Below are 20,701 nucleotides of genomic sequence, written 5' to 3' on the forward strand. Positions count from 1 at the left end.
CCGACGGGTGGTGTGCTGCCGCGTCCTGCGGTTACCGTGCAGTTTGGCTTGAGGTAACTAGGGACCAATTGGGGATTTGATGGACCAACAGAGCACCCGCACCGACATCACTGTCAACGTCGACGGCTTCTGGATGCTCCAGGCATTGCTGGACATCAGGCACGTCGCGCCGGAGCTGCGGTGCCGGCCATATGTGTCTACCGATTCGAGCGACTGGCTCAACGAGCATCCCGGAATGGCGGTGATGCGCGAACAGGGCATAGTCGAGAACGACCAGGTGAACGAGCATGTGGCCGCGCGGATGAAAGTGCTCGCCGCGCCCGACCTCGAAGTTGTCGCCCTGTTGTCCCGAGGCAAGCTGGCCTACGGCGTCCTCGATGACGAAAATCAGCCCCCGGGCTCGCGCGACATCCCCGACAACGAATTTCGGGTGGTCCTGGCTCGGCGCGGCCAGCACTGGGTGTCGGCGGTCCGGGTGGGCGGCGAGATCACCGTCGACGACGTCGCTGTCGCGGACAGCGCCTCGATCGCTTCACTGGTGATCGACGCGCTCGAGTCAATCCACCACGCCGAGCCGGCCGCGATCAACGCCGTCAACGTGCCGCTGGAGGAGATGCTGGAAGCGACGAAGTCCTGGCAGGAGTCGGGCTTCAACGTGTTCTCCGGGGGAGACCTGCGCCGGATGGGAATCAGCGCCGCGACGGTGGCCGCGCTGGGTCAGGCGCTGTCCGACCCCGCCGCCGAGGTCGCGGTGTACGCCCGCCAGTACCAGGACGACGCCAAAGGCCCGAGCGCCTCGGTGCTGTCACTCAAGGACGGCTCCGGCGGTCGCATCGCGCTCTACCAGCAGGCCCGCACCGCCGGTTCGGGGGAGGCATGGCTGGCCATCTGTCCGGCCACCCCGCAGCTCGTGCAGGTGGGCGTCAAAACGGTGCTGGACACACTTCCCTATGGCGAGTGGAAAACACACAGCAGGGTCTGACATTCGCGCGAAACGCAGAGTTCACCAATGTCTTTGCACTCAACATGCGGTTGAGCTGCGAACACGGCATACTTCTCTCAAGGCATCAGCAAATCTCAAACCGGTGTCGACGACAACTCTTAATCGCAAGGCGAGGCAGATGGAATTCCAATTAGTCGGAATGCACTTTGCGGGGGGCCGCAGCACCTCGACGAGTACACCGGCGCACCCCCGCGCGCGACTGGCGGCACGGGCTCACACCTTCATCACGATAGGGAGTACAGGGCGATGACTGCGGTAGTTGAAGTACCACAGCCTGACGTAGAGGGAATCTCGCAGCCTCAGGCAGTCGTCGTCGGCGTGATGGCCGGCGCGGGTGTCCAGATCGGCGTCCTGCTGGACGCCAACGCCCCCGTCTCGGTGATGACCGACCCGTTGCTGAAGGTGGTCAACAGCAGGCTGCGCGAGCTCGGTGAGGCTCCACTGGAGGCCTCGGGCCGGGGCCGCTGGGCGTTGTGCCTGGTGGATGGCTCGCCGCTGCGGGCCACCCAATCGCTGAGCGAGCAGGACGTCTACGACGGCGACCGGTTGTGGATTCGGTTCATCCCGGACACCGAGCACCGCTCGCAGGTCATCGAGCACATCTCCACCGCCGTCGCGGCGGACCTCAGCAAGCGCTTCGCCGCCATCGACCCCGTCATCGCGGTGCAGGTCGGTGCGTCGATGGTGGCCGTCGGCGTGACGACCGCGGCCGGCCTGCTCGGCTGGTGGCGGTGGCACCACAACTCGTGGCTTCCGACCGTGTATGCGGGCGTGATCGGCGCGGTGGCGCTGGGTGTTTCGCTTCTGTTGTTGATGCGGGCGCACACCCAGCAGGAACGGCGCGTCGCCGACACCATGCTGCTGAGCAGCCTCGCGCCGTTGGCGATCGCGGCGGCGTCGGCGCCGCCCGGCGGCGTCGGATCACCGCACGCGGTACTGGGTTTCGGGGTCCTCACCATCGCGGCGATCCTCGCCCTCAGGTTCACCGGACGCCGACTGGCGATCTACACCGCCATCGTCACCGTCGGCCTGATCGCGTCGGTGGCCGCACTTGCGCGCATGGTCGCGATGACGAGCGCCGTCACGCTGTTCACCTGCGTCGTGCTGGTGTCCGTGATGATCTACCAGAGTGCGCCGGCGATCTCGCGGCGACTGGCCGGCATCCGGCTGCCCGTCTTCCCGTCGGCGACCAGCCGGTGGGTGTTCGAGGCCCGGCCCGACCTGCCCACCACGGTGGTGCGCTCCGACGGTGGCCCGCCGGTCCTGGAGGGGCCCGCTTCGGTCCGCGACGTGCTGACCCAGGCCGAACGCGCCCGCTCCTTCCTGTCTGGTTTGCTGATCGGTCTCGGCGTGCTGATGATCGTCTCCCTGACCGCGCTGTCGGATCCGCACACCGGCCAGCGCTGGCTGCCGCTCTTGCTGGCCGGCTTCAGCGCGGGATTCCTGATGCTGCGCGGCCGCTCCTACGTCGACCGCTGGCAGGCGATCACCCTGGCCGGGACGGCTGTGCTGATCGTCGGTGCGGTGGTGCTGCGCTACGCGCTGGTGCTGCAGTCGCCCCTCGCGGTCTCGATCAGCGCGGCGATCCTGGTTCTGCTGCCCGCGGCGGGACTGACATCGGCGGCCGTCGTGCCGAACACCGTCTACAGCCCGCTATTCCGCAAATTCGTGGAATGGATTGAATACCTCTGCCTGATGCCAATTTTCCCGCTGGCATTGTGGTTGATGAATGTCTATGCAGCAATCCGCTATCGCTAACGGCAAGGTGTGGCGTGGTCGCGCGTCCGCCGCGACCATCGCCGCCACGCTTCTCGCGTCGGGCGCCTTAGCCGGCCTGCCGCCCGCGTACGCGATCTCACCCCCCACGATCGACGCCGGTGCGGTCCCGCCGGACGGTACGCCGGGGCCGGGGGCTCCGATGAAGCAGAACTCGTACTGCACCGAGGTCGGTGTGCTGCCCGGGACGGATTTCCGGCTACAGCCCAAGTACATGGACATGCTGAATCTGCAGGAGGCGTGGCAGTTCGGTCGGGGTGCCGGCGTGAAGGTGGCCGTCATCGACACCGGCGTGACGCCGCACCCCAGGTTTCCGCACCTGATTCCCGGCGGTGACTACATCATGTCCGGGGACGGCCTGTCCGACTGCGATGCCCACGGCACCATCGTGGCGTCGATGATCGGTGCGGCGTCGGCCAACGGGGCGGGCGTGCCGCCGGCGGCACCGCGCAAACCGGTCACCATCCCCACCACCGAGCCGCCCCCGAAGGCGCCACCGCCGCAGACGGTGACGCTGTCACCGCTGCCGCAGACCGTGACGATGGTCCCCCCGCCGCCGCAGTCTCAGGAACAGGCGCCGCCCCCGGGGCCCTTCGGCGCGCCGCCGGCGCAACCGGCGGCTCCGCAGCCTGCGGCTCCGCAGCCTGCGGGTCCGCCCCCGGGACCGCAACCGGGTGGCCAGGGCCCCAACGGGCAAGCGCCGGCGTCCAGCCACGGCGGCGGCACGGTGACCATCCCCGGCTACGCCGGTGGCGGGCGCGTGGCCAACGTCGACAACCTGCGCGGCCCGCGCCCGCTTGACCCGCCGCCGCCACCACCGCCGCCCCCGCCGCCGAAGGCCGGTCCGGACGCGTTCAGCGGGGTGGCCCCGGATGTCGACATCATCGCCATCCGGCAGTCCAGCCAAGCCTTCGGCCTCAAGGACGCTTACACCGGTGACGAGGATCCGCAGACGTCGGCGAAGATCGACAACGTACAGACGATGGCGCGGGCGATCGTGCACGCCGCCAACATGGGCGCTCAGGTCATCAACATCTCAGATGTGACCTGCATGAGCGCGCGCAACATCATCGACCAGCGTTCGCTGGGCGCGGCGGTGCGCTACGCGGCGGTCGACAAGAACGCCGTCATCGTGGCCGCCGCCGGCGACACCAGCAAGAAGGACTGCAAGCAGAACCCGCCGCATGATCCGTTGCAGCCCAACGACCCTCGCAACTGGAACGCGGTCACCACGGTCGTGACGCCGTCCTGGTTCAGCGACTACGTCCTGACGGTCGGCGCGGTCGACACCGATGGCCGCCCGCTGAGCCAGGGCAACCAGGGCCAGGCGTCGACGAGCGTGGCCGGGCCATGGGTCGGGATCGCCGCGCCCGGCACCGACGTCATCGGACTGTCGCCGCGGGACGACGGCCTGATCAACGCGATCGACGGACCCGACAACACGCTGCTGGTTCCGGCCGGCACCAGCTTCTCGGCGGCGATCGTGTCCGGCGTCGCGGCACTCGTGCGGGCCAAGTTCCCGCAGCTGTCGGCGTATCAGGTCATCAACCGGCTGACCCGGACCGCCCGTGCGCCGGCTCGCGGCGTGGACAACCAGGTCGGTCACGGCGTCGTCGACCCGGTAGCGGCACTGACCTGGGATGTACCCGACGGTCCGGTGAAACCGCCGCAGCAACTTTCGGCACCGCTGAACATTCCAAAACCCGCGCCACACCGCGATATGGTGCCAGTGTGGGTGGCCGCCGGCGGCTTGCTCGGGGCGCTACTCATCGGCGGCGGAGTCTTCGGTACGGCGATGCTGATGAAGCGATCGCGGAAAGAGCAATAGGGGCGGAGCAGCTTTCATGAAGCGTCAGCGCAGGTTCGGGTTGTCTTTGTCGTGGCCGCGGCTGACCACCGTGTTTTTGGTCGACGTCCTGATCATGGTGGTAGCGAGCCACTGCCCCGAGTCATGGCAGGGCACCTACCGGATCGCGTTCTGGGTCGGTGTCGGCCTGGCCTTGCTGGTGACGCTGCTGTCGCTGGTCACCTACCACGGCCTGACCGTCACGTCGGGGCTGGCCACCTGGCTGTGGGATTGGTCCGCCGACCCGGGCTCCGCGCTGGCCGCGGGCTGCACGCCGGCCCTCGACTATCAGCGCAAGTACGGGCGCGACAAGGTCGGGGTGCGGCAGCACGACGGCCGGCTGGTCACGGTGATCGCTATCAACGGCGGTGACGACGACTCGCCCTCGCGCCTTCGTCACCGGCACTCGGCGCCCACACTGCTGGTGTCGGCCGTCGCTTCGGGCCTGCGCCAGTTCGACGTCCACCTCGATCACGTCGACATCGTGTCGGTGAAGGTCCGCCGTGGCGGCAACGCCGCCGAGTTGTCCAAGCTGGACGACTGGGGCCCCAACGAGTGGGAGGTGGCCAACGACGAGCCCACCTCGTACATTCGCCGCACCTGGCTGGTGTTGCGGATGAACCCGCAGCGCAACGTCGCCGCCGTCGCGGCCCGCGATTCGCTGGCTTCGACCTTGGTGGCCGCCACCGAACGGCTCGCCCAGGACCTCGACGGGCTGACCTGTGCGGCCCGGCCGCTGACCGCGGAGGAGCTGGCCGAGGTCGACCGTGCGGTGCTGGCCGATCTGGAACCGACCTGGAGCCGCCCCGGCTGGCGCCGCCTCAAGCACTTCAACGGGTTCGTCACCAGCCTGTGGTTGTCGCCGTCCGACATCACCACCGACAAGCTGGACGAGCTGTGGGAGGACGAGACCGTGGCCACCGTGCTGACCATCCGGCTCACCTCGCGCGGTGGCCGGCCGCAGATGTCGGCCTGGGTGCGGTACCACACCGAAAAGCGGTTGCGCCGTAACGTCTCGTCGGGCCTCAACCGTCTCACCGGACGCCAGCTGGCCGCGGTGCGAGCCAGCCTGCCCGCCCCGACGGCGCGCCCCCTGCTGGCCGTGCCGAGCCGTCCATTGCGCGCCGACGATGACGATCTTGCGCTATCCGTCGGCCAGCTGCGAGGGAGCTCGGCGGGCGTACCTGTAGCGCAATGACGAGGTCGCACTCAACCGCTGAAGGTGCCCGTAACGCGATGGTCGCCGGCCTGCTGGCCTCGGGCGTCTCGGTCAACGGGCTGCAGCCCAGCCACAATCCGCAGGTTGCGTCGCAGATGTTCACCACCGCGACCAACCTGGATCCGGGAATGTGCGACGCCTGGTTGGCGCGGATCCTGGCGGGGGAGCAGAGCATCGACGTGCTGTCCGGTGCGTGGTCCTCGATCCGGACGTTCGGTTGGGAGACCCGCCGCCTCGGGGTGACCGAGTTGCAGTTCCGGCCCGACGTTTCCGACGGGTTGTTCCTGCGGCTGGCCGTCACCAGCGTGGAAACGTTGGCGTGTGCGTACGCCGCGGTCCTCGCCGAAGCGAAGCGCTATGAGGAAGCCGCGAAACTGATCGACGGCGTCGAACCCCGTCAGCCGGTCGATGAGGAACTGGTCAGCTACGTGCGCGGCGTGCTGTATTTCCGCACGGCTCGCTGGCCGGATGTGCTGAACCAGTTCGCCGAGGGGAAGACCTGGCGGCAGCCCGAGCTGAAGGCCGCCGGCGCGGCGATGGCCACCACGGCGCTGGCCTCACTGGGTGTGTTCGAGGAGGCGTTGCGCCGGGGTCAGGATGCCATCGAGGGCGACCAGGTGCCGGGCGCGGCCAACATCGCCCTGTACACGCAGGGGATGTGCTTGCGGCATCTGGGCCGCGAGGACGAGGCCGTCGAGCTGCTGCGCCGGGTGTACTCGCGGGATCCGAAGTTCACACCGGCCCGCGAAGCGCTGGACAACCCGAACTTCCGGCTGGTCCTGACGGATCCGGAGACGATCGAGGCCCGGACCGACCCGTGGGACCCGGACAGCGCGCCGACCCGGGCCGAGGCGGAGGCCGCCCGCCACGCCGAAGAGGCGGCGAAGTACCTGGCCGAAGGCGACGCCGAGCTTAACGCCATGCTCGGCATGGAGCGCGCCAAGCGCGAGATCAAGCTCATCAAGTCGACCACCAAGGTGAACCTCGCGCGCGCCAAGATGGGCCTGCCGGTGCCGGTCACTTCGCGCCACACGTTGTTGCTGGGCCCGCCCGGCACCGGAAAGACTTCCGTGGCAAGGGCTTTCAGCAAGCAGCTGTGCGGGTTGACCGTGCTGCGCAAGCCCGTGGTGGTGGAAACCAGCCGCACCAAGCTGCTAGGCCGCTACATGGCCGACGCGGAGAAGAACACCGAGGAGCTCCTGGAGGGCGCCCTGGGCGGCGCGGTCTTCTTCGATGAGATGCACACGCTGCACGAGAAGGGCTATCAGCAGGGCGACCCTTACGGCAACGCGATCATCAACACGCTGCTGTTGTACATGGAGAATCATCGCGACGAGCTGGTGGTTTTCGGCGCCGGCTACGCAAAGGCCATGGACAAGATGCTCGAAGTGAATCAGGGTCTGCGGCGGCGCTTTTCGACCGTCATCGAGTTTTTCAGCTACACCCCCGACGAGCTGGTGGCGCTGACCCGGTTGATGGGCCAGGAGAACGAAGACGTCATCACCGACGAATCGGCGCAGGCGCTTTTGCCGTCGTACACGAAGTTCTACCTCGACGAAAGTTATTCGGAGGACGGCGATCTCATCCGCGGCATCGATACTCTCGGCAATGCCGGGTTCGTGCGCAACGTGGTTGAGAAAGCCCGCGATCACCGCAGTTTCCGTCTGGACGACGAAGACCTGGATGCGGTGCTGTCCAGCGACGTGACCGAGTTCAGCGAGCGGCAACTGCTGCGTTTCAAGGAACTGACCCAAGAGGATCTCGCCGAGGGCCTCAGCGCGGCGGTCGCCGAGAAAAAGGCGGACTGAACCGTACTTGCCGGGTCCGCGTACCCGCCCCGCCGCGGCCCGCGCGGGTGCACTGCAGGTGACGGCGGGGTGAACCGCTGGGAATGCGTTGTATGTCAGCTTGACTCAGCGCAGGTCGAGTGCCACCATTGCCAATGCAAGCACCTCGCTAGGTGAGGCGTCTGCACGGACACAGGCCACTGACCTCGAACGTCGAAAGACGCCCAGGGTCAGGACAGCTCCTCCCGGATTAAGGGTTGAGCCCAAGTGGCTTTCGGCTTTGGTTGGCCGGATACGCCGTGTGGTGCCGAAGCTCTGACGAGAGGGGTGCCGCAACCGGCTGTTTCGCCTGGTTGTTACTCCCCGTGTGCAGTATGTGGCATCCCCGCGTGCCCTGGCCTGGAGGAGGTGAGAGCGAATTAGTCCCGATGACAGTCCATATGCCAGATCGTTGACCATTTCGCGTCGATCCGACCTCGGCATCGTATTTTCCTGAATTGGCTTGCATTTAGCCGATTTTCGTAGCACGCGCGCTCACTGACGTGTGGCGTAGGCGCGCGCCCGCGGCTGGCCAGAATCTCTGGTATGCCGACTTCCTCGTGGGGAGATTTGTGATGAACTTTGTTACCGCACAGCCGGAATCGCTGAGCATTGCCGCCGGCCGGCTGCAAGAGATCGGTTCGACCCTGACCGCCCAGAACTCGGCCATGGCCGTTCCGATGACGGGAGTGGTGCCCGCCGCCGCCGACGAGGTGTCACTGCTGACCGCTGCGCAGTTCGCACGGCACGGTCAGACATTTCAGGCGCTGAGCGCCCAAGCCGCGGCGATACACGAAAACTTCGTGACCACCTTGCAGACCAGCGCCGGATCGTATGCGGCCACCGAGGCGGCCAACGCCGTCGCGGCCCGCTGAGCCCCAAAGGGGGGACCATGTTGGACTTTGCGGCGCTGCCGCCGGAAATCAACTCGACCAGAATGTATTCCGGCCCGGGATCGGGGCCGATGTTGGCCGCTGCTGCGGCCTGGAACACCATGGCTGCTGAGTTGCGTTCCGCAGCAGCCTCTTACGGATCGGTGGTGACCGAACTCACCGGTTCGGGTTGGCTGGGTCCTTCATCGATGTCGATGTTGGCCGCGGCGGCACCCTATCTGGCTTGGCTGGATGGCACCGCCACCCAGGCCGAGGAGGTCGGCGGTCAGGCGTTCGCCGCCGCGACCGCGTACGAGTCGGCGTTCGCGATGACGGTGCCCCCGGCGGTCGTCGCGGCCAATCGCGCTCAATTGGCGATGCTGGTTGCTACCAACATTCTTGGTCAAAACACCCCGGCAATCGCCGCCACCGAAGCGCAGTATGCCGAGATGTGGGCTCAGGACGCGGGCGCGATGAACGGGTATGCCACTGCATCGAGTGCGGCGGCACAATTCACGCCGTTGGCCACGCCGCAGTCGAACACCAACGCCGACGGTGTGGCCGGCCAAACCAACGCGGTGGCTCAGGTGGCTCAGACGCCGGCCGGTGCCGTGCAGTCGAACCTGTCGTCGGCAGTTGGCGGTTCCACCTCCTCCTCCCCAGGGTCGGTGTCGTCGTATCTGGCGGGCCTGCTGAGCGGCTCGGACAATTCGGCCTTCGGCACCTTCACGAATGGCAACTTCTTCAGTACCGCGGTGGTGAACGGTGCTCTCGCCGGTGGGCCGTTCAACCCGCAATTCATCATCGCATCGCTCCAGGGCGTCCTGGCAGCGCAGCACGCCACGACACTGGGGGGCCTGGGGGACTTCGCCGCCGACGCCGAGGGCGCCGCGACTGCTGACCTGGCATCGAACACGGTTGGGTCGGCCGGCCTCGGCGGCGCATCTGCCGAGATAGGGAACGCGCATCTGGTCGGGTCGATGTCGGTGCCGCAGAGTTGGGCGTCGGCCGCCAATATCGCCCCCGGTCAAACGGCCGTGCAGGCCACCGGCGTCACCGGTCTCACTGACACGGGGGCCGCACCGGCGGCAGGCGGACCGGGAGGCGTCGCAGGGCCGATGGGCGGTACCGGCAGGCGAGCGCGCCGCGCCATCCCCAAATACGGGTTTCGACCCGTCGTCATGCCACGTCCGCCGGCCGCCGGCTGATAGAACTCTGGAGAAGATGTCATGTCGCTGTATGCGGGATTGCCGCCGGAAATCAACTCGGCCAGAATGTATTCGGGCCCAGGCTCTGAATCTATGCTGGCCGCTGCGGCCGCGTGGAATGCTATCTCTGCTGAAATGCACACCGCTGCAACCAATTATGAAACTGTGATCGCAGCGCTTACCGGCGAAGGTTGGTTCGGACCGTCCTCGACCAAAATGTCGGCTGCGGTCGCACCTTTCGTCGAGTGGCTCAACACCACCGCCGCGCAGGCCGAGCAGGCCGGCACACAAGCCAACGCGGCGGCGGCTGCCTACGAGGCCGCGTTTGCCGCGACCGTGCCGCCGGCCGTCGTCACGGCCAACCGCACCCAGCTGACGAACTTGGTGGCGAGCAATGTTTTCGGCCAGAACACCGGGTTGATCGCGGCCAACGAGGCCCAATACGGCGAGATGTGGGCTCAAGACGCGTCCGCGATGACCAGCTACAGCAGCGCCTCGCGCGCGGCAACCGAAATGACGCCGTTCCAACAACCGCAGTCCGCTACCACCAGCGACGGAACGGCCCTACAAACCGCCGCAGTTGTCAACGCCGCCAATGGCGCCTCGACCAGCTCGAGTACCTCTTCGGGAGAGAGTCTGCTGGAGTGGCTCGGCCTCGCGCCCAATACGAATACCTCCACCACGGGGCTTGCCGGGTTGATGAACTACCTGGATGGGAGCAACGGGTCACTGTTGGGAAGCTTCCTCAACAACGCCTCGGTCGCCAACTTCTCCAACGCCTTTACCACCAGCGGGCTGCTGAACCCGACGTCGTTCATCGATTCGGCGGTCAATATGAACTCCATCTCCTCCTTGAACGCAGTCGACTCAACCACGTCGGGACTGGGAGTTCTGGCCGCCGGCCTTGGGGGTACCGCGAACCTGGCGTCGGTGACCGCACCCGGCGCGGCAGCGGCGGCGGGCGTAGGGCAGGCGAGTCTGGTTGGGGCCCTGTCGGTTCCGCCCGCCTGGGGCGCAACCGGAGCGGCGATCACGCCAGTGGCGGCGACGACTCAGGTCGGCCTCGGGGCCTACCACGGCTTCGGCTCCGCGACCCCGATGGTGATGGAAGAGGCTGGGGCAGTGGGCATGCCGGGTGTGCCCCTGGCGGGCGTCCCCGGTGGGCATGAGGACGAGTTCTCTGAGCCGATGTACGGGTTCCGCCTGCGCATCATGGGTCGCCCGCCGGCCGCCGGCTAGGGACAGGGAACTCGCGACATGAGGTTCCTACCGTTTCTGGCCACCGCCGTTGCCTTGATCGGGATGGCAGTACCAGCGGACGCCGACTCCGATGACGATGCGTTCCTCGCCGCCCTCAATAAGGCCGGTATCACCTATCAGAGCCCGGACCGCGCCATAAAAGCGGGCCAGAAGGTGTGCGACCTGGCCAAGTCAGGCACCACAGAGGCTGACATCGTCAAGGATCTGCACGAGCTGAATCCGGCGTTCACCATGGGTAAAGCCGCCGAGTTCGTCCAGGCCGCGGCCAGCGTCTACTGCCCCGACCGGCTGTCCACCAGCGATGGCGGAACAAATCCGCAAAGCAGTGGCTAACGGTCAAATCGGAGGCCGGAGAATCGAGTCCGCACGTGACCGTCATCTCACACGGCAACGGTCACCTTCTCGGACCGTCGAAAAAACGACGTCGGATGGCATGTCACTTGACGCGGTTGGCGTGCCGAATCCCCTCACACGACGCAATCAGCTCTGTGAGAACTCGGCGGTCTGGTGGTCAATCTCCTTTCCATCCACACGAATCCACGAATTCGGGCTGTTCGGCAACGTCCCAAACTTTGTTATCGGCGTGGGGAGTGGAGCGGGAAAGTGGCAGTGATCAGCAGAAAATGGCCTTTCAGGAAACTGTCAGTAGCTAATCAGTGCCAGGGCAGAGTAACCGCGTCTACTCGTATGAGGGAACTTCAGGAGAACGGTGTGACGATCAATTACCAGTTCGGCGATGTAGCCGCTCATGACGCACTGAGCCGCGCCCGGGCCGCACCCTCGGAACCTGGGCATCGGGCAGTCGTTCGTGATGTGCCGACTGCGGCGCTACCAGTAGGCCCGCTCCCGCGGACGAACGGTTCGGTTACATTCCGCAGCAGTGCCGAAATGCATCCGGTGAATTCACCGCAGGCGATGGTGTTACCAAAACCTGAGATGCGATTCCGGCCGGCCGCAAATGTACGGCTCAATAATTTGTTAAAACCGATATGGGAGGTTGTCGAGATTCGCAACCAGACAGAATGGCGGTTGCTTCTGAGTTAGTCTACAAGGTCGGCAAAGCTGCCGATCTTCGTATCAGAATCCGACCAATCGACGGATCCACGGATTAATTGTTTTGATCCGTCACTCAACGCTGCCCACATGCACTTCATTACGTGATTTACACCACTAAATCCGCGCTCGCTATGCGTCCTTCTCACACAGGTCAAGACGTTGTGAGCATATTTGTTTTACAAATGTTTACCTGGCGGCAACGCCTGATGAAATAAGCGATAGGCAGCATCGTCGGTGCAAAAGCAGCGTGGCTTGACTACTCGTTCGCACGCCATTCAGGCGCCGATTCAGAGCTAGGAGCAGCATGGTTTTGTTGTCTGTAACACATGGAATCCGCACATGTATCTCGCAGTGGATTTCATGAATTCCCTTAGAGCCGCGACTTTGTCGGTGCCGGGGTCGCGATGCGGTGCCTACTATGGCCGCCAGATGAGGGACCGGAGGTTTTAGATGTTGGATTTCGGGGCTTATCCGCCGGAATACAACTCGGGGCGGATGTATGTCGGGGCGGGTTCGGGGCCACTGCTGGCCGCTGCTGCCGCATGGGACGAATTGGCCGCGGAGCTGCAAAGCACTGGGGCGTCGTACAGCTCGACGATCGAAACTCTCGCGACGGGTCCGTGGACGGGCCCCTCATCCATCGCGATGGCCGCCGCGGCAGCGCCGTATGTGGCGTGGATCCACGCCACCGGCGCGCAAGCCGAGCAGGCAGGCGCCCAGGCCAAACTCGCGGCCGGCGCCTACGAGGCCGCCTTCGCGGCGACGGTTCCGCCGCCGGTGATCGCCGCCAACCGCTCGCTGCTCGCGACCCTGGTCGCCACCAACATCCTCGGCCAGAACACCCCGGCGATCGCCGCCACCGAAGCCCACTACATGGAGATGTGGGCGCAGGACGCCGCCGCTATGTACGCGTACACGGCGGCGTCGGCGGGCGCCTCTGCGCTGACCCCGTTCGCCGAGCCACCCCAGACCACCAACGACTCGGCCGGTCCGACGCAAGCCGCCGCGGTCGCCCAGAGCACCGGGCAGTCCAGCGCGAATACCGTCAGCCAGCTGTCCCAGCTGAGCACCACGGTGCAGCCGGCGGCACAGGCGGTGACGAACGCCGGCTCAACCACCACGTCAACATCCGGAACGACCCTTACCCTGCCAAGCGCAATAACGAACTGGAACGAATTCTGGTCGGTGCTCACCGGGCCCTACTCCCCGCAGTCGTGGAGCTCCATCCCCGGCGGTCCGTTCCTGTCGTTCGGTCAGGCCTATGCCTGGGGGCAGAACGGCCAGGGCGTGGCCGCGTATATGGCTGGGCCGAAAGCCATTTCCGGGGCGTTGGCGCCGCTGGCCAGTGGCGCCAACGCCGTCCAGCCGATGCTGAGCTCAGCTGTCGGCGCAGGGCAGGCGTCGGGGTCGATGGGCAAAGCCGCTCTGGTGGGCGGCATGTCGGTGCCGCAGGGCTGGACGGAAGCGGCGCCGGCGATCCGAACGCTGTCCCAGGCGTTGCCGACCAGCATGGCGGCGGCGCCGGCCGCGTTGGCCGGCGAGGAGGGCGTTTTCAGTCAGATGGCCCTGTCCAGCCTTGCCGGTCGCGCCGTCGCGGCCGCCGCAACCCGGCCTGCCGGCGGCGCCGCCGCGGCGGCGGGCGCGCTGGGCGGCGTTGCCGCCGAAGCCGATCCGGCCGCGGCCACCATCATCGTGATCCCGTACATCGAGGAGTGACCGCGATGACCAAACCGTATGGCAGCCAACCGTTGCCGACTCTGGCAGCCAGGTAGGGGGTACGAAAGTTGTTTTACGGAGCCTTTCCGCCGGAGTTCAACTCGGGCCGGATGTACAGCGGTCCGGGAGCGGGGTCCTTGGTGGCCGCGGCGACGGCGTGGCAGAACCTGGCCACCGAATTGCAGTCCACCGCAACGTCGTATTCGTCGGTGCTCTCCAGCCTGACGGCCGGCCCCTGGGTGGGTCCGTCTTCGATCGCCATGGCGAGCGCGGCCGCGCCGTACGTGGCCTGGATGCAGCAAACCGCCGCGCAGGCCGCACAATCTGCGACGCAGGCCACTGCGGCGGCCAGCGCCTACGAGACGGCATTCGCCGCCCACGTGCCGCCCGCGGTGATCGCGGAGAATCGAGCCCTGCTCGCGCAGCTGGTGGCGACCAACCTGTTCGGCCAGAACACGTCGGCGATCGCCGCGAACGAGGCCCAGTACGGCGAGTTCTGGGCGCAGGACGCCACGGCGATGGACACCTACTTCGCCTCGTCGGCGACCGCATCCAACAACCTGACGGAATTCAGCCCGGCGCCCAAGACCACCAACGAGGCCGCCGAGCCGATGCAGGCCGCCGCGGTCAGTTCGGCGGCCAGCACCCCGGCCGCCAACGTCGCCAACACGGCGGCGTCGGCGGCGACCACCACCCTGCCGTACAGCGGGGCCTTCTCCCTCCCGGCGAACCTCGCTTACCTCTACAACCAGTTCGTCACCGGTCTCCTGAACGGGCTTCCGGGCGGATCGAGCTTCTACACCGGCTTATACAACGCGGTGAAGGTGCCGCTGGGCCTGACCACGCAGTTCAACGACATCGGGTTGCTAATCAACTTCCCGCTGTCGCAGTGGCTCAAGTTCACCCCGCCTATCGGGTATGGGGCGCTGCCGAAAGATGCGCTGGGCGCCGGCCTGGGGGCGCTGGGTTTCGGTCGCGGCACCTTGTACAGCTCGATCAGCCCGATCGCCGGCATGGGCAACGCGGGCAGCCTGGTCGGCAGGCTGTCGATCCCGCCGAGCTGGGCGACGTCCACCCCATCCATTCGGACTGTCGCCGCCGCGCTGTCGGCCGCAGGAACCGAGGCCGTGCCGGCGGCCGCGCTGGGCCAGGGGAGTCTGTTCAATTCGATGGGGATGGCCGGGATGCTGGGTAGCGCCACAGGGTCCGGTGGGCCCACCGTGGCGCGGGCGGGCGTGCGTAACCGGATGACTCCGATCAAGGACCTCAAAGACAAGCAATCGCCGGAACAGCTGAAGCGCCTCGTCGCGCAAATCTCGGAGAAGCCCGAAACCGTGCAGCACCACAACGTCGATCAGGAGAATCTCGACGCGCTCCTCGAGCAGCTGGCCAAGAAGCCGGGCATCCATGCGGTGCACCTGAAGAAGGGCGACAAGTCGAAAGTCATACCCGCTGATGCCCAGTCGGGTTGACGGCCAAGGCAACTCAGCCTGGCTCGGCATTATTCGGAACAACCGGAAAGGGTGGCAGAGATGAAGACACTTCTGGCGCTGTTTGGCGTGTCGGCGATGATCGGCCTTGCCGCACCGGCATATGCGGGACCACCGCCTGTGCCGGACGGTGACGACGGCGGCTTCGTCGCCGCGCTGCAGCAAGCCGGGTTCAGCTTCAACAGCCCGGGCTCGGCCGTCGCCGCCGGCAGGGCGGTGTGTTCCTGCCTGAACAACGGCGAGTCGGGCCTGGAGGTGGTTCACGACGTGAAAGCTCGCAACCCCGGGATGGACATGGATATGGCGTCGAACTTCGCCGTGCTTTCCGCGAAGTACTACTGCCCCCAGCAGCTCTCCAAGGCGTGAGCCGCGGCGGGCGGGTGGTAACGGCTCGGGCCGTCGAACTCGAATACCCTGCTGCGCAATGGATCTGCCAAGCATCGCCCGCCGCTGCGGGCATCGCCGCGACATGGGACAATCACCGGTCATGAGACTGCTGCTGGCGCTGAGCGTCGGCGTTGCGGCCGCGATCGGAATGGGCCCGCTCGCGCATGGTGATCCGGGGACACCCGGAGTCGACGAGGCCGGTTTCCTTGCCTCCCTGCGGAGTGCGGGCATCACCTACTCGTCCCCCGACGGGGCGATCAAGTTCGCCAAGGCGGTGTGCGCGTCGATGGGCAACGGCGAGTTCGGCCCTCAAATGCTTGACGAGCTGAAGAGCGAAAACCCCGGCCTCACCAACGATCACGCAACATCGTTCTTGGCGATCGCGGCGAAATACTATTGCCCGCAGCAACTTAACCGACGGTAGCCCGGTCGTCCGGCACCGCCGCACTCGGTGACCGCGGCGCAACCAATTGACGGCGCGCAGGTTTCGCCGATGCGACCGCCTCGGACCCGATTCGGCTCGGGTCCATCTGCCGTTCACTTCCACGTGTTTAGCTGCGCCAACCGGCACCACGCCGGGGCCGCAACCAGAATCGCCCGGTGCGGCCGGGGATACTCAACAACGGGTCCAGGGAAAGGAGTGAGTCGTTGGAGACGCTGAGCGCTCTCGATTTCGTGCTCCGGCTGGGCGTCGGCGTGGGCTGCGGCGCCCTCATCGGGCTGGAACGCCAGTGGCGGGCGCGGCGCGCAGGCCTACGCACCAACGCACTGGTGGCCGGCGGAGCGACACTGTTCGTGCTCTACGCGGCGGCCACCTCCGACACCAGCCCCACCCGGGTCGCTTCCTATGTCGTGTCCGGCATCGGGTTCCTCGGTGGTGGCGTGATCCTGCGGGAGGGCGTCAACGTCCGGGGCCTCAACACCGCCGCCACCCTGTGGTGCTCGGCGGCGATCGGAGTGCTGGCCGCTTCCGGGCATCTGGTGTTCGCGCTGATCGGCACCGGCACCGTCATCGGCATCCACCTGCTGGGGCGCCCGCTGGGCCGGCTCATCGACCGCGACAACAGCGCCGAAGAGGACGAGAGCCTGGTGCCCTACCTCGTGCAGGTGGTCTGCCGTCCGAAGCACGAGAAGTACGCGCGGGCCCAGATCGTCCAGCACGCCGGCAGCAACGACATCACGCTTCGCGGAATCCACACCGGCAACCCGGACGGCGACGAGGTCACCCTGACCGCCCACCTGCTGATGAACGGCGACGCCCCGGCCCGCCTGGAGCGGCTGGTGGCCGAACTGTCGCTGCTGCCCGGCGTCCGCGCGGTGCAGTGGTATGCCGGGGACGAAGCGCAGTCCGACGATCGTCGCTGAGGGCGGATGGATACTGCCGCGCTCGTCGTAGTCTTACCTGTGTGAGTGCCCTGTCAGGCTTCCTGTCCGCCCTGCCTCCGCAGATGCGGGATCCGGTGCTGGTCGCCATCCCGTTCTTCCTGCTGTTGTTGACCCTCGAATGGACCGCGGCCCGGAAGCTGGAACACCTCACGGCCGAGGCCGCCGATGCGGCGCGGCCGGCGTCGGGGGCGCACCTGACCCGCGATTCGGTGGCGAGCATCTCGATGGGGCTGGTTTCGGTGGCCACCACGGCCGGCTGGAAGACCCTGGCGCTGCTCGGCTACGCCGCGATCTATGCCTACGTGGCGCCCTGGCACCTGTCGCCGACGCATTGGTACACCTGGGTCGTCGCGATTCTCGGAGTGGACCTGCTCTATTACGCCTATCACCGGATCGCGCACCGGGTGCGATTGATCTGGGCAACCCACCAGGCCCATCACTCCAGCGAGTACTACAACTTCGCCACGGCGCTGCGCCAGAAGTGGAACAACAGCGGCGAGATACTGATGTGGATCCCGTTGCCGCTGTTGGGAATTCCACCATGGATGGTGTTCTTCAGCTTCTCGGTGAACCTGATCTACCAGTTTTGGATTCACACCGAGCGGATCGACAAGCTGCCGCGGCCGTTCGAGTTCCTGTTCAACACGCCGTCGCATCACCGGGTGCACCACGGGATGGACAAGGTCTACCTCGACAAGAACTATGGCGGCATCTTCATCGTCTGGGACCGGGTCTTCGGAACCTTCCAGGCCGAGCTGTTCCGGCCGCATTACGGCCTGACGAAGCGCGTGGACACGTTCAACATCTGGACGTTGCAGACACGCGAATACGTCGCGATCGCCCGCGACTGGCGAGCGGCGACGCGCCTGCGCGATCGGCTGGGTTACGTGTTCGGCCCGCCCGGCTGGCTGCCGCGAGCGGCCCGTCCCGTCGAGGCCGGCGCCCCGGCCGTGACCTCCCTGTAACATTTGCGCAGGCCGGCGCGAAAAGCTGAGCGTGGAGGAACGGTTACGCCGTAACCTCGCCCTCCCGTCGGTATCGGCCCGATGGATCGGAGTCCATGGTGCATCGTCTGGCAACGCGCACGTTCGCCGCGTCGGCTACGGTCGTGGCCCTCGCCTCCTTTGTGCCGGCCGCGCCGGCCAAAGCCGACGTCGTGGTGTATCCGGGCATGGAAATACGCCAGGACAACCGCGTCTGCACGCTGGGATACGTCGATCCCGGCCTGAAAATCGCGTTCACCGCGGGACACTGCCGGGGTGGCGGCAGCGGTGTGGTGACGGATCGGGGCGGTGCCGTGATCGGCCGGATGGCGGCGTTCCGGGACAACACCCCCAGCGGAACCACGGTATCCACCAGCCAGGTGATCAACGACTACGAAGCGATCGTGCTGGACAACAGCGTCATGGCGAACAACATCCTGCCGGGCGGCCGGCCGCTGGTCTCCGATCCCGGCCTGACGCTTGCGCCCGGGCAGCCGGTCTGCCATTTCGGCGTGATCACCGGGGAAACCTGCGGGACGGTGGAGAGCGTGAACAACGGTTGGTTCACCATGTCGCACGGCGTGCAGAGCCATAACGGCGATTCGGGCGGACCGGTGTATCTGGCGCCCAGTGGCGGCCCCGGACAGATCGTCGGGATCTTCAACAGCGTGTGGGGCGACTTCCCGGCGGCGGTGTCGTGGGGGGCCACTTCGGAGGAGGTCCGTGAGGACCTCGGAGTGCGCGACAACGCGCATTAGGGGCGGTCAGCCCACCGGGGTCAGCGCGAACACCGGAATCGAGGGTGCGGCGGCGCGGAACTGCTCGTCGGTGCTGTCCGGGGTCAACCCCGCCACGTAACCCTTGACCTGCCAATACCATCTGGCCAGGTAGCGCCGCAGCAGGTCGGGCTTGGCCGCGTCGTCGACCTCGTCGGCCCGTACGCGTCGCCGGTGCCAGCGCGGACCCACCTCGACGACGGACGCCGCCCGGACATTGCGCGCCCACTGGGTATTGCCGCGCGGCGAGACCAGGTACTCCACGCCGTCGACGGTCAGCAGGTTGATCACCACCGCGCGTTGCTTCCCGGTTTTGCGGCCACGGACGCGCAGCGCCCGGGTCCCGGCGATGCTGATTCCCGCCTCGGCGAGCCAGCGGATGACCCCGTTGGCGGCTCGGGCAACCCGGTTCGGTTCTTCATAGCGGGTGGACATGATGTGGCCTCTCAGCGAATCCTGGTCAAACTTGAGAGAGCGGTGCTCTCTGATTTGAACACGCTGCCACAACCCGCCGCCGAAAGCAAGAGCGGTGTTCTCGGTTGTGTCAGACTGGCCGCGTGGGCAAACGCCAGGAATCCCGGGAGCAGATCGAGGCACGCATCATCGAGCTCGGTCACCGCCAGCTGGTGGAGCGCGGCGCGGCCGGGTTGTCGGTGCGGGCGATAGCCCGCGACCTGGGCATGGTGTCCTCGGCGGTGTACCGCTACGTGTCCAGCCGCGACGAACTGCTGACCCTGCTGCTGGTCGACGCCTACTCCGACCTGGCCGATGCCGTGGAGCGCGCCCGCGAGAAGGTCGGCGACCTGTGGAGCGACGACGTCGTCGCCATCGCGCGGGCGACCCGGGGCTGGGCCGTCGCACACCCGGCGTGCTGGGCCCTGCTGTACGGCAGTCCCGTCCCCGGATATCACGCGCCGCCCGAGCGCACGGTCGCGGTGGGGACCCGGGTGGTCGCGGCGTTGTTCGACGCGGTGGCGGCCGGAATCGCCACCGGCGATATTCGGCTGACGAATGACTTTGCCCCGCAACCGATGTCATCCGACTTCGAACGGATTCGTCACGAGTTCGGGTTCCCCGGTGATGACCGGGTGCTCGCCAAGTGCTTTTTGCTCTGGGCGGGAGTGCTGGGTGCGATCAGCCTCGAGGTGTTCGGGCAGTACGGCGCCGACACGCTGACCGACCCGGAAACCGTCTTCGACGCCCAGTTGCGGCTGCTGGTGGATGTCCTGACCCAGCATTGATGGCTCACGGCGGCTGCGGGCGTAACAAATTAGAACGTGTTCACCCGGCTGTTCGCCGACCGGAAGGGCTCGTCATGGCAAAGTTATTCGGGCCCTTTCTGGCGGCCCCGCGACTGGACTATTCTGCGAGGCGATGACGCTTCCCGTTCAATCGCCGACGCAGATCGCCTGGGTCACCGCCGACCTCGATGCCACTGAAACGGCCCTCACCGGCCTGTTAGGTGTGCGGAAGTGGGTGCGCATACCCGATGTGCACTTTGCTCCGGACGCGTGCAGCTACCATGGCCGGCCCGCCGACTTCTTTGCCAGCATCTCGCTGAGCTACCTCGGCGACATGCAGTTGGAACTGATCCAGCCGGTCCGCGGCGAGAACATCTATAGTGACTTTTTGTCCGAATGCGGGCCGGGTTTGCACCACATCTGCATGGAGGTCGAAAGCCCCGAGCGACTGGAGGCAGCGGTGACCGAGGCCGCCGAGCGGGGCGCCGCGGTGGTGCAGCGAGGCGTGATGCCCGGCGGTATCCAATTCGTCTACCTATCGGCGCCGCAGGCGGGCGTGCCGTATGTGGAGCTCGCGTACGTTTCGCCCGAAATGAGGGCGTTTTACGACTACATCAAACAGGAGCAGCGGTGAGCCGCGTCGGACAAGACGCGGA

19 protein-coding genes, 1 pseudogene and 1 riboswitch are annotated in these 20,701 nt (G+C 66.6%); of the genes and pseudogenes, 19 read left to right on the forward strand and 1 reads right to left on the reverse strand.

The genetic code is table 11. The features are described from left to right. Positions 1 to 79: 79 nt before the first annotated feature. The 17 genes and pseudogenes from A5708_RS13690 (at position 80) to A5708_RS13765 (ending at position 18,786) form a co-directional block, all read left to right on the forward strand. On the forward strand, positions 80 to 982 hold the full coding sequence (locus A5708_RS13690) for an ESX secretion-associated protein EspG (RefSeq protein ID WP_007771416.1): 903 nt from the start codon (positions 80 to 82) through the stop codon (positions 980 to 982). A gap of 267 nt (positions 983 to 1,249) precedes the next feature. After that, entirely contained in the window at positions 1,250 to 2,761 is a 1,512-nt protein-coding gene (gene eccD / locus A5708_RS13695) for a type VII secretion integral membrane protein EccD (RefSeq protein ID WP_065029152.1), read from the forward strand. After that, positions 2,739 to 4,607 (forward strand): S8 family serine peptidase, encoded by a 1,869-nt coding sequence (locus A5708_RS13700; protein WP_065029153.1) that lies wholly within the window; start codon positions 2,739 to 2,741, stop codon positions 4,605 to 4,607. The genes eccD and A5708_RS13700 overlap by 23 nt, the downstream gene beginning before the upstream one ends. Positions 4,608 to 4,623: 16 nt before the next feature. After that, the gene (eccE, locus tag A5708_RS13705; protein ID WP_065029154.1) at positions 4,624 to 5,823 is read left to right on the forward strand and encodes a type VII secretion protein EccE; all 1,200 of its coding nucleotides are present in this window, start codon (positions 4,624 to 4,626) and stop codon (positions 5,821 to 5,823) included. Beyond that, positions 5,820 to 7,652: a type VII secretion system ESX-5 AAA family ATPase EccA5 gene (eccA5, locus tag A5708_RS13710; protein WP_065029155.1), complete on the forward strand. Its 1,833-nt coding sequence runs from the start codon at positions 5,820 to 5,822 to the stop codon at positions 7,650 to 7,652. Before eccE ends, eccA5 begins: the two co-directional genes overlap by 4 nt. A gap of 137 nt (positions 7,653 to 7,789) precedes the next feature. Continuing rightward, positions 7,790 to 7,965, forward strand: a riboswitch (M-box (ykoK) riboswitch). Between the two features lie 280 nt (positions 7,966 to 8,245). Then, complete coding sequence (locus tag A5708_RS13715) at positions 8,246 to 8,545, forward strand: PE family protein (RefSeq protein ID WP_065029156.1); 300 nt, start codon at positions 8,246 to 8,248, stop codon at positions 8,543 to 8,545. 17 nt (positions 8,546 to 8,562) lie between these two features. Then, the gene (locus A5708_RS13720; protein ID WP_065029157.1) at positions 8,563 to 9,750 is read left to right on the forward strand and encodes a PPE family protein; all 1,188 of its coding nucleotides are present in this window, start codon (positions 8,563 to 8,565) and stop codon (positions 9,748 to 9,750) included. A 21-nt stretch (positions 9,751 to 9,771) separates the two neighbouring features. After that, on the forward strand, positions 9,772 to 10,989 hold the full coding sequence (locus A5708_RS13725; protein WP_065029158.1) for a PPE family protein: 1,218 nt from the start codon (positions 9,772 to 9,774) through the stop codon (positions 10,987 to 10,989). Between the two features lie 18 nt (positions 10,990 to 11,007). After that, positions 11,008 to 11,343, forward strand: coding sequence for a DUF732 domain-containing protein (locus A5708_RS13730; RefSeq protein WP_065029159.1), 336 nt, complete (start codon positions 11,008 to 11,010; stop codon positions 11,341 to 11,343). Positions 11,344 to 11,721: 378 nt separating this feature from the next. Beyond that, positions 11,722 to 11,835 (forward strand): annotated as a pseudogene (locus A5708_RS27565) (type VII secretion protein EsxI); the annotation flags it as partial. A gap of 681 nt (positions 11,836 to 12,516) precedes the next feature. Further along, positions 12,517 to 13,782 (forward strand): PPE family protein, encoded by a 1,266-nt coding sequence (locus tag A5708_RS13735; RefSeq protein ID WP_065029160.1) that lies wholly within the window; start codon positions 12,517 to 12,519, stop codon positions 13,780 to 13,782. Between the two features lie 68 nt (positions 13,783 to 13,850). Next, entirely contained in the window at positions 13,851 to 15,254 is a 1,404-nt protein-coding gene (locus tag A5708_RS13740) for a PPE family protein (protein ID WP_065029161.1), read from the forward strand. Positions 15,255 to 15,314: 60 nt separating this feature from the next. Continuing rightward, entirely contained in the window at positions 15,315 to 15,638 is a 324-nt protein-coding gene (locus A5708_RS13745) for a DUF732 domain-containing protein (RefSeq protein WP_065029162.1), read from the forward strand. 121 nt (positions 15,639 to 15,759) lie between these two features. Continuing rightward, a complete protein-coding gene (locus A5708_RS13750) occupies positions 15,760 to 16,083 on the forward strand; it encodes a DUF732 domain-containing protein (protein ID WP_065029203.1) in 324 nt (107 codons plus the stop codon). Positions 16,084 to 16,307: 224 nt separating this feature from the next. Then, positions 16,308 to 17,024 (forward strand): MgtC/SapB family protein, encoded by a 717-nt coding sequence (locus tag A5708_RS13755; protein WP_065029163.1) that lies wholly within the window; start codon positions 16,308 to 16,310, stop codon positions 17,022 to 17,024. Between the two features lie 41 nt (positions 17,025 to 17,065). Continuing rightward, positions 17,066 to 18,010 (forward strand): sterol desaturase family protein, encoded by a 945-nt coding sequence (locus A5708_RS13760; RefSeq protein ID WP_065029164.1) that lies wholly within the window; start codon positions 17,066 to 17,068, stop codon positions 18,008 to 18,010. Positions 18,011 to 18,105: 95 nt separating this feature from the next. Further along, complete coding sequence (locus tag A5708_RS13765; RefSeq protein WP_065029165.1) at positions 18,106 to 18,786, forward strand: hypothetical protein; 681 nt, start codon at positions 18,106 to 18,108, stop codon at positions 18,784 to 18,786. A 6-nt stretch (positions 18,787 to 18,792) separates the two neighbouring features. Here the strand turns inward: A5708_RS13765 and A5708_RS13770 are convergent, their stop codons facing one another. Then, positions 18,793 to 19,239, reverse strand: a complete 447-nt coding sequence (locus A5708_RS13770) for a nitroreductase/quinone reductase family protein (protein WP_065029166.1) — start codon at positions 19,237 to 19,239, stop codon at positions 18,793 to 18,795. Between the two features lie 122 nt (positions 19,240 to 19,361). Here A5708_RS13770 and A5708_RS13775 point away from each other — a divergent pair, with 122 nt between their 5' ends. Then, complete coding sequence (locus tag A5708_RS13775) at positions 19,362 to 20,045, forward strand: TetR/AcrR family transcriptional regulator (RefSeq protein ID WP_196772630.1); 684 nt, start codon at positions 19,362 to 19,364, stop codon at positions 20,043 to 20,045. A gap of 133 nt (positions 20,046 to 20,178) precedes the next feature. Then, entirely contained in the window at positions 20,179 to 20,679 is a 501-nt protein-coding gene (locus tag A5708_RS13780; protein ID WP_065029168.1) for a VOC family protein, read from the forward strand. Positions 20,680 to 20,701 lie beyond the last annotated feature (22 nt).

Origin of the sequence: Mycobacterium colombiense (assembly GCF_001672755.1) — a bacterium.
Lineage (GTDB): Bacteria > Actinomycetota > Actinomycetes > Mycobacteriales > Mycobacteriaceae > Mycobacterium > Mycobacterium colombiense_C.

Excerpts from the sequence above, each read along its gene's own strand:
- A5708_RS13690 (WP_007771416.1), top strand. The coding sequence starts at position 80 with ATGGACCAACAGAGCACCCGCACCGACATCACTGTCAACGTCGACGGC.
- A5708_RS13735 (WP_065029160.1), top strand. The coding sequence starts at position 12,517 with ATGTTGGATTTCGGGGCTTATCCGCCGGAATACAACTCGGGGCGGATG.
- A5708_RS13715 (WP_065029156.1), top strand. The coding sequence starts at position 8,246 with ATGAACTTTGTTACCGCACAGCCGGAATCGCTGAGCATTGCCGCCGGC.
- A5708_RS13745 (WP_065029162.1), top strand. The coding sequence starts at position 15,315 with ATGAAGACACTTCTGGCGCTGTTTGGCGTGTCGGCGATGATCGGCCTT.
- eccD (WP_065029152.1), top strand. The coding sequence starts at position 1,250 with ATGACTGCGGTAGTTGAAGTACCACAGCCTGACGTAGAGGGAATCTCG.
- eccE (WP_065029154.1), top strand. The coding sequence starts at position 4,624 with ATGAAGCGTCAGCGCAGGTTCGGGTTGTCTTTGTCGTGGCCGCGGCTG.
- A5708_RS13765 (WP_065029165.1), top strand. The coding sequence starts at position 18,106 with ATGGTGCATCGTCTGGCAACGCGCACGTTCGCCGCGTCGGCTACGGTC.
- A5708_RS13780 (WP_065029168.1), top strand. The coding sequence starts at position 20,179 with ATGACGCTTCCCGTTCAATCGCCGACGCAGATCGCCTGGGTCACCGCC.
- A5708_RS13700 (WP_065029153.1), top strand. The coding sequence starts at position 2,739 with ATGCAGCAATCCGCTATCGCTAACGGCAAGGTGTGGCGTGGTCGCGCG.
- A5708_RS13725 (WP_065029158.1), top strand. The coding sequence starts at position 9,772 with ATGTCGCTGTATGCGGGATTGCCGCCGGAAATCAACTCGGCCAGAATG.
- A5708_RS13730 (WP_065029159.1), top strand. The coding sequence starts at position 11,008 with ATGAGGTTCCTACCGTTTCTGGCCACCGCCGTTGCCTTGATCGGGATG.
- A5708_RS13770 (WP_065029166.1), bottom strand. The coding sequence starts at position 19,239 with ATGTCCACCCGCTATGAAGAACCGAACCGGGTTGCCCGAGCCGCCAAC.
- A5708_RS13720 (WP_065029157.1), top strand. The coding sequence starts at position 8,563 with ATGTTGGACTTTGCGGCGCTGCCGCCGGAAATCAACTCGACCAGAATG.
- A5708_RS13750 (WP_065029203.1), top strand. The coding sequence starts at position 15,760 with ATGAGACTGCTGCTGGCGCTGAGCGTCGGCGTTGCGGCCGCGATCGGA.
- eccA5 (WP_065029155.1), top strand. The coding sequence starts at position 5,820 with ATGACGAGGTCGCACTCAACCGCTGAAGGTGCCCGTAACGCGATGGTC.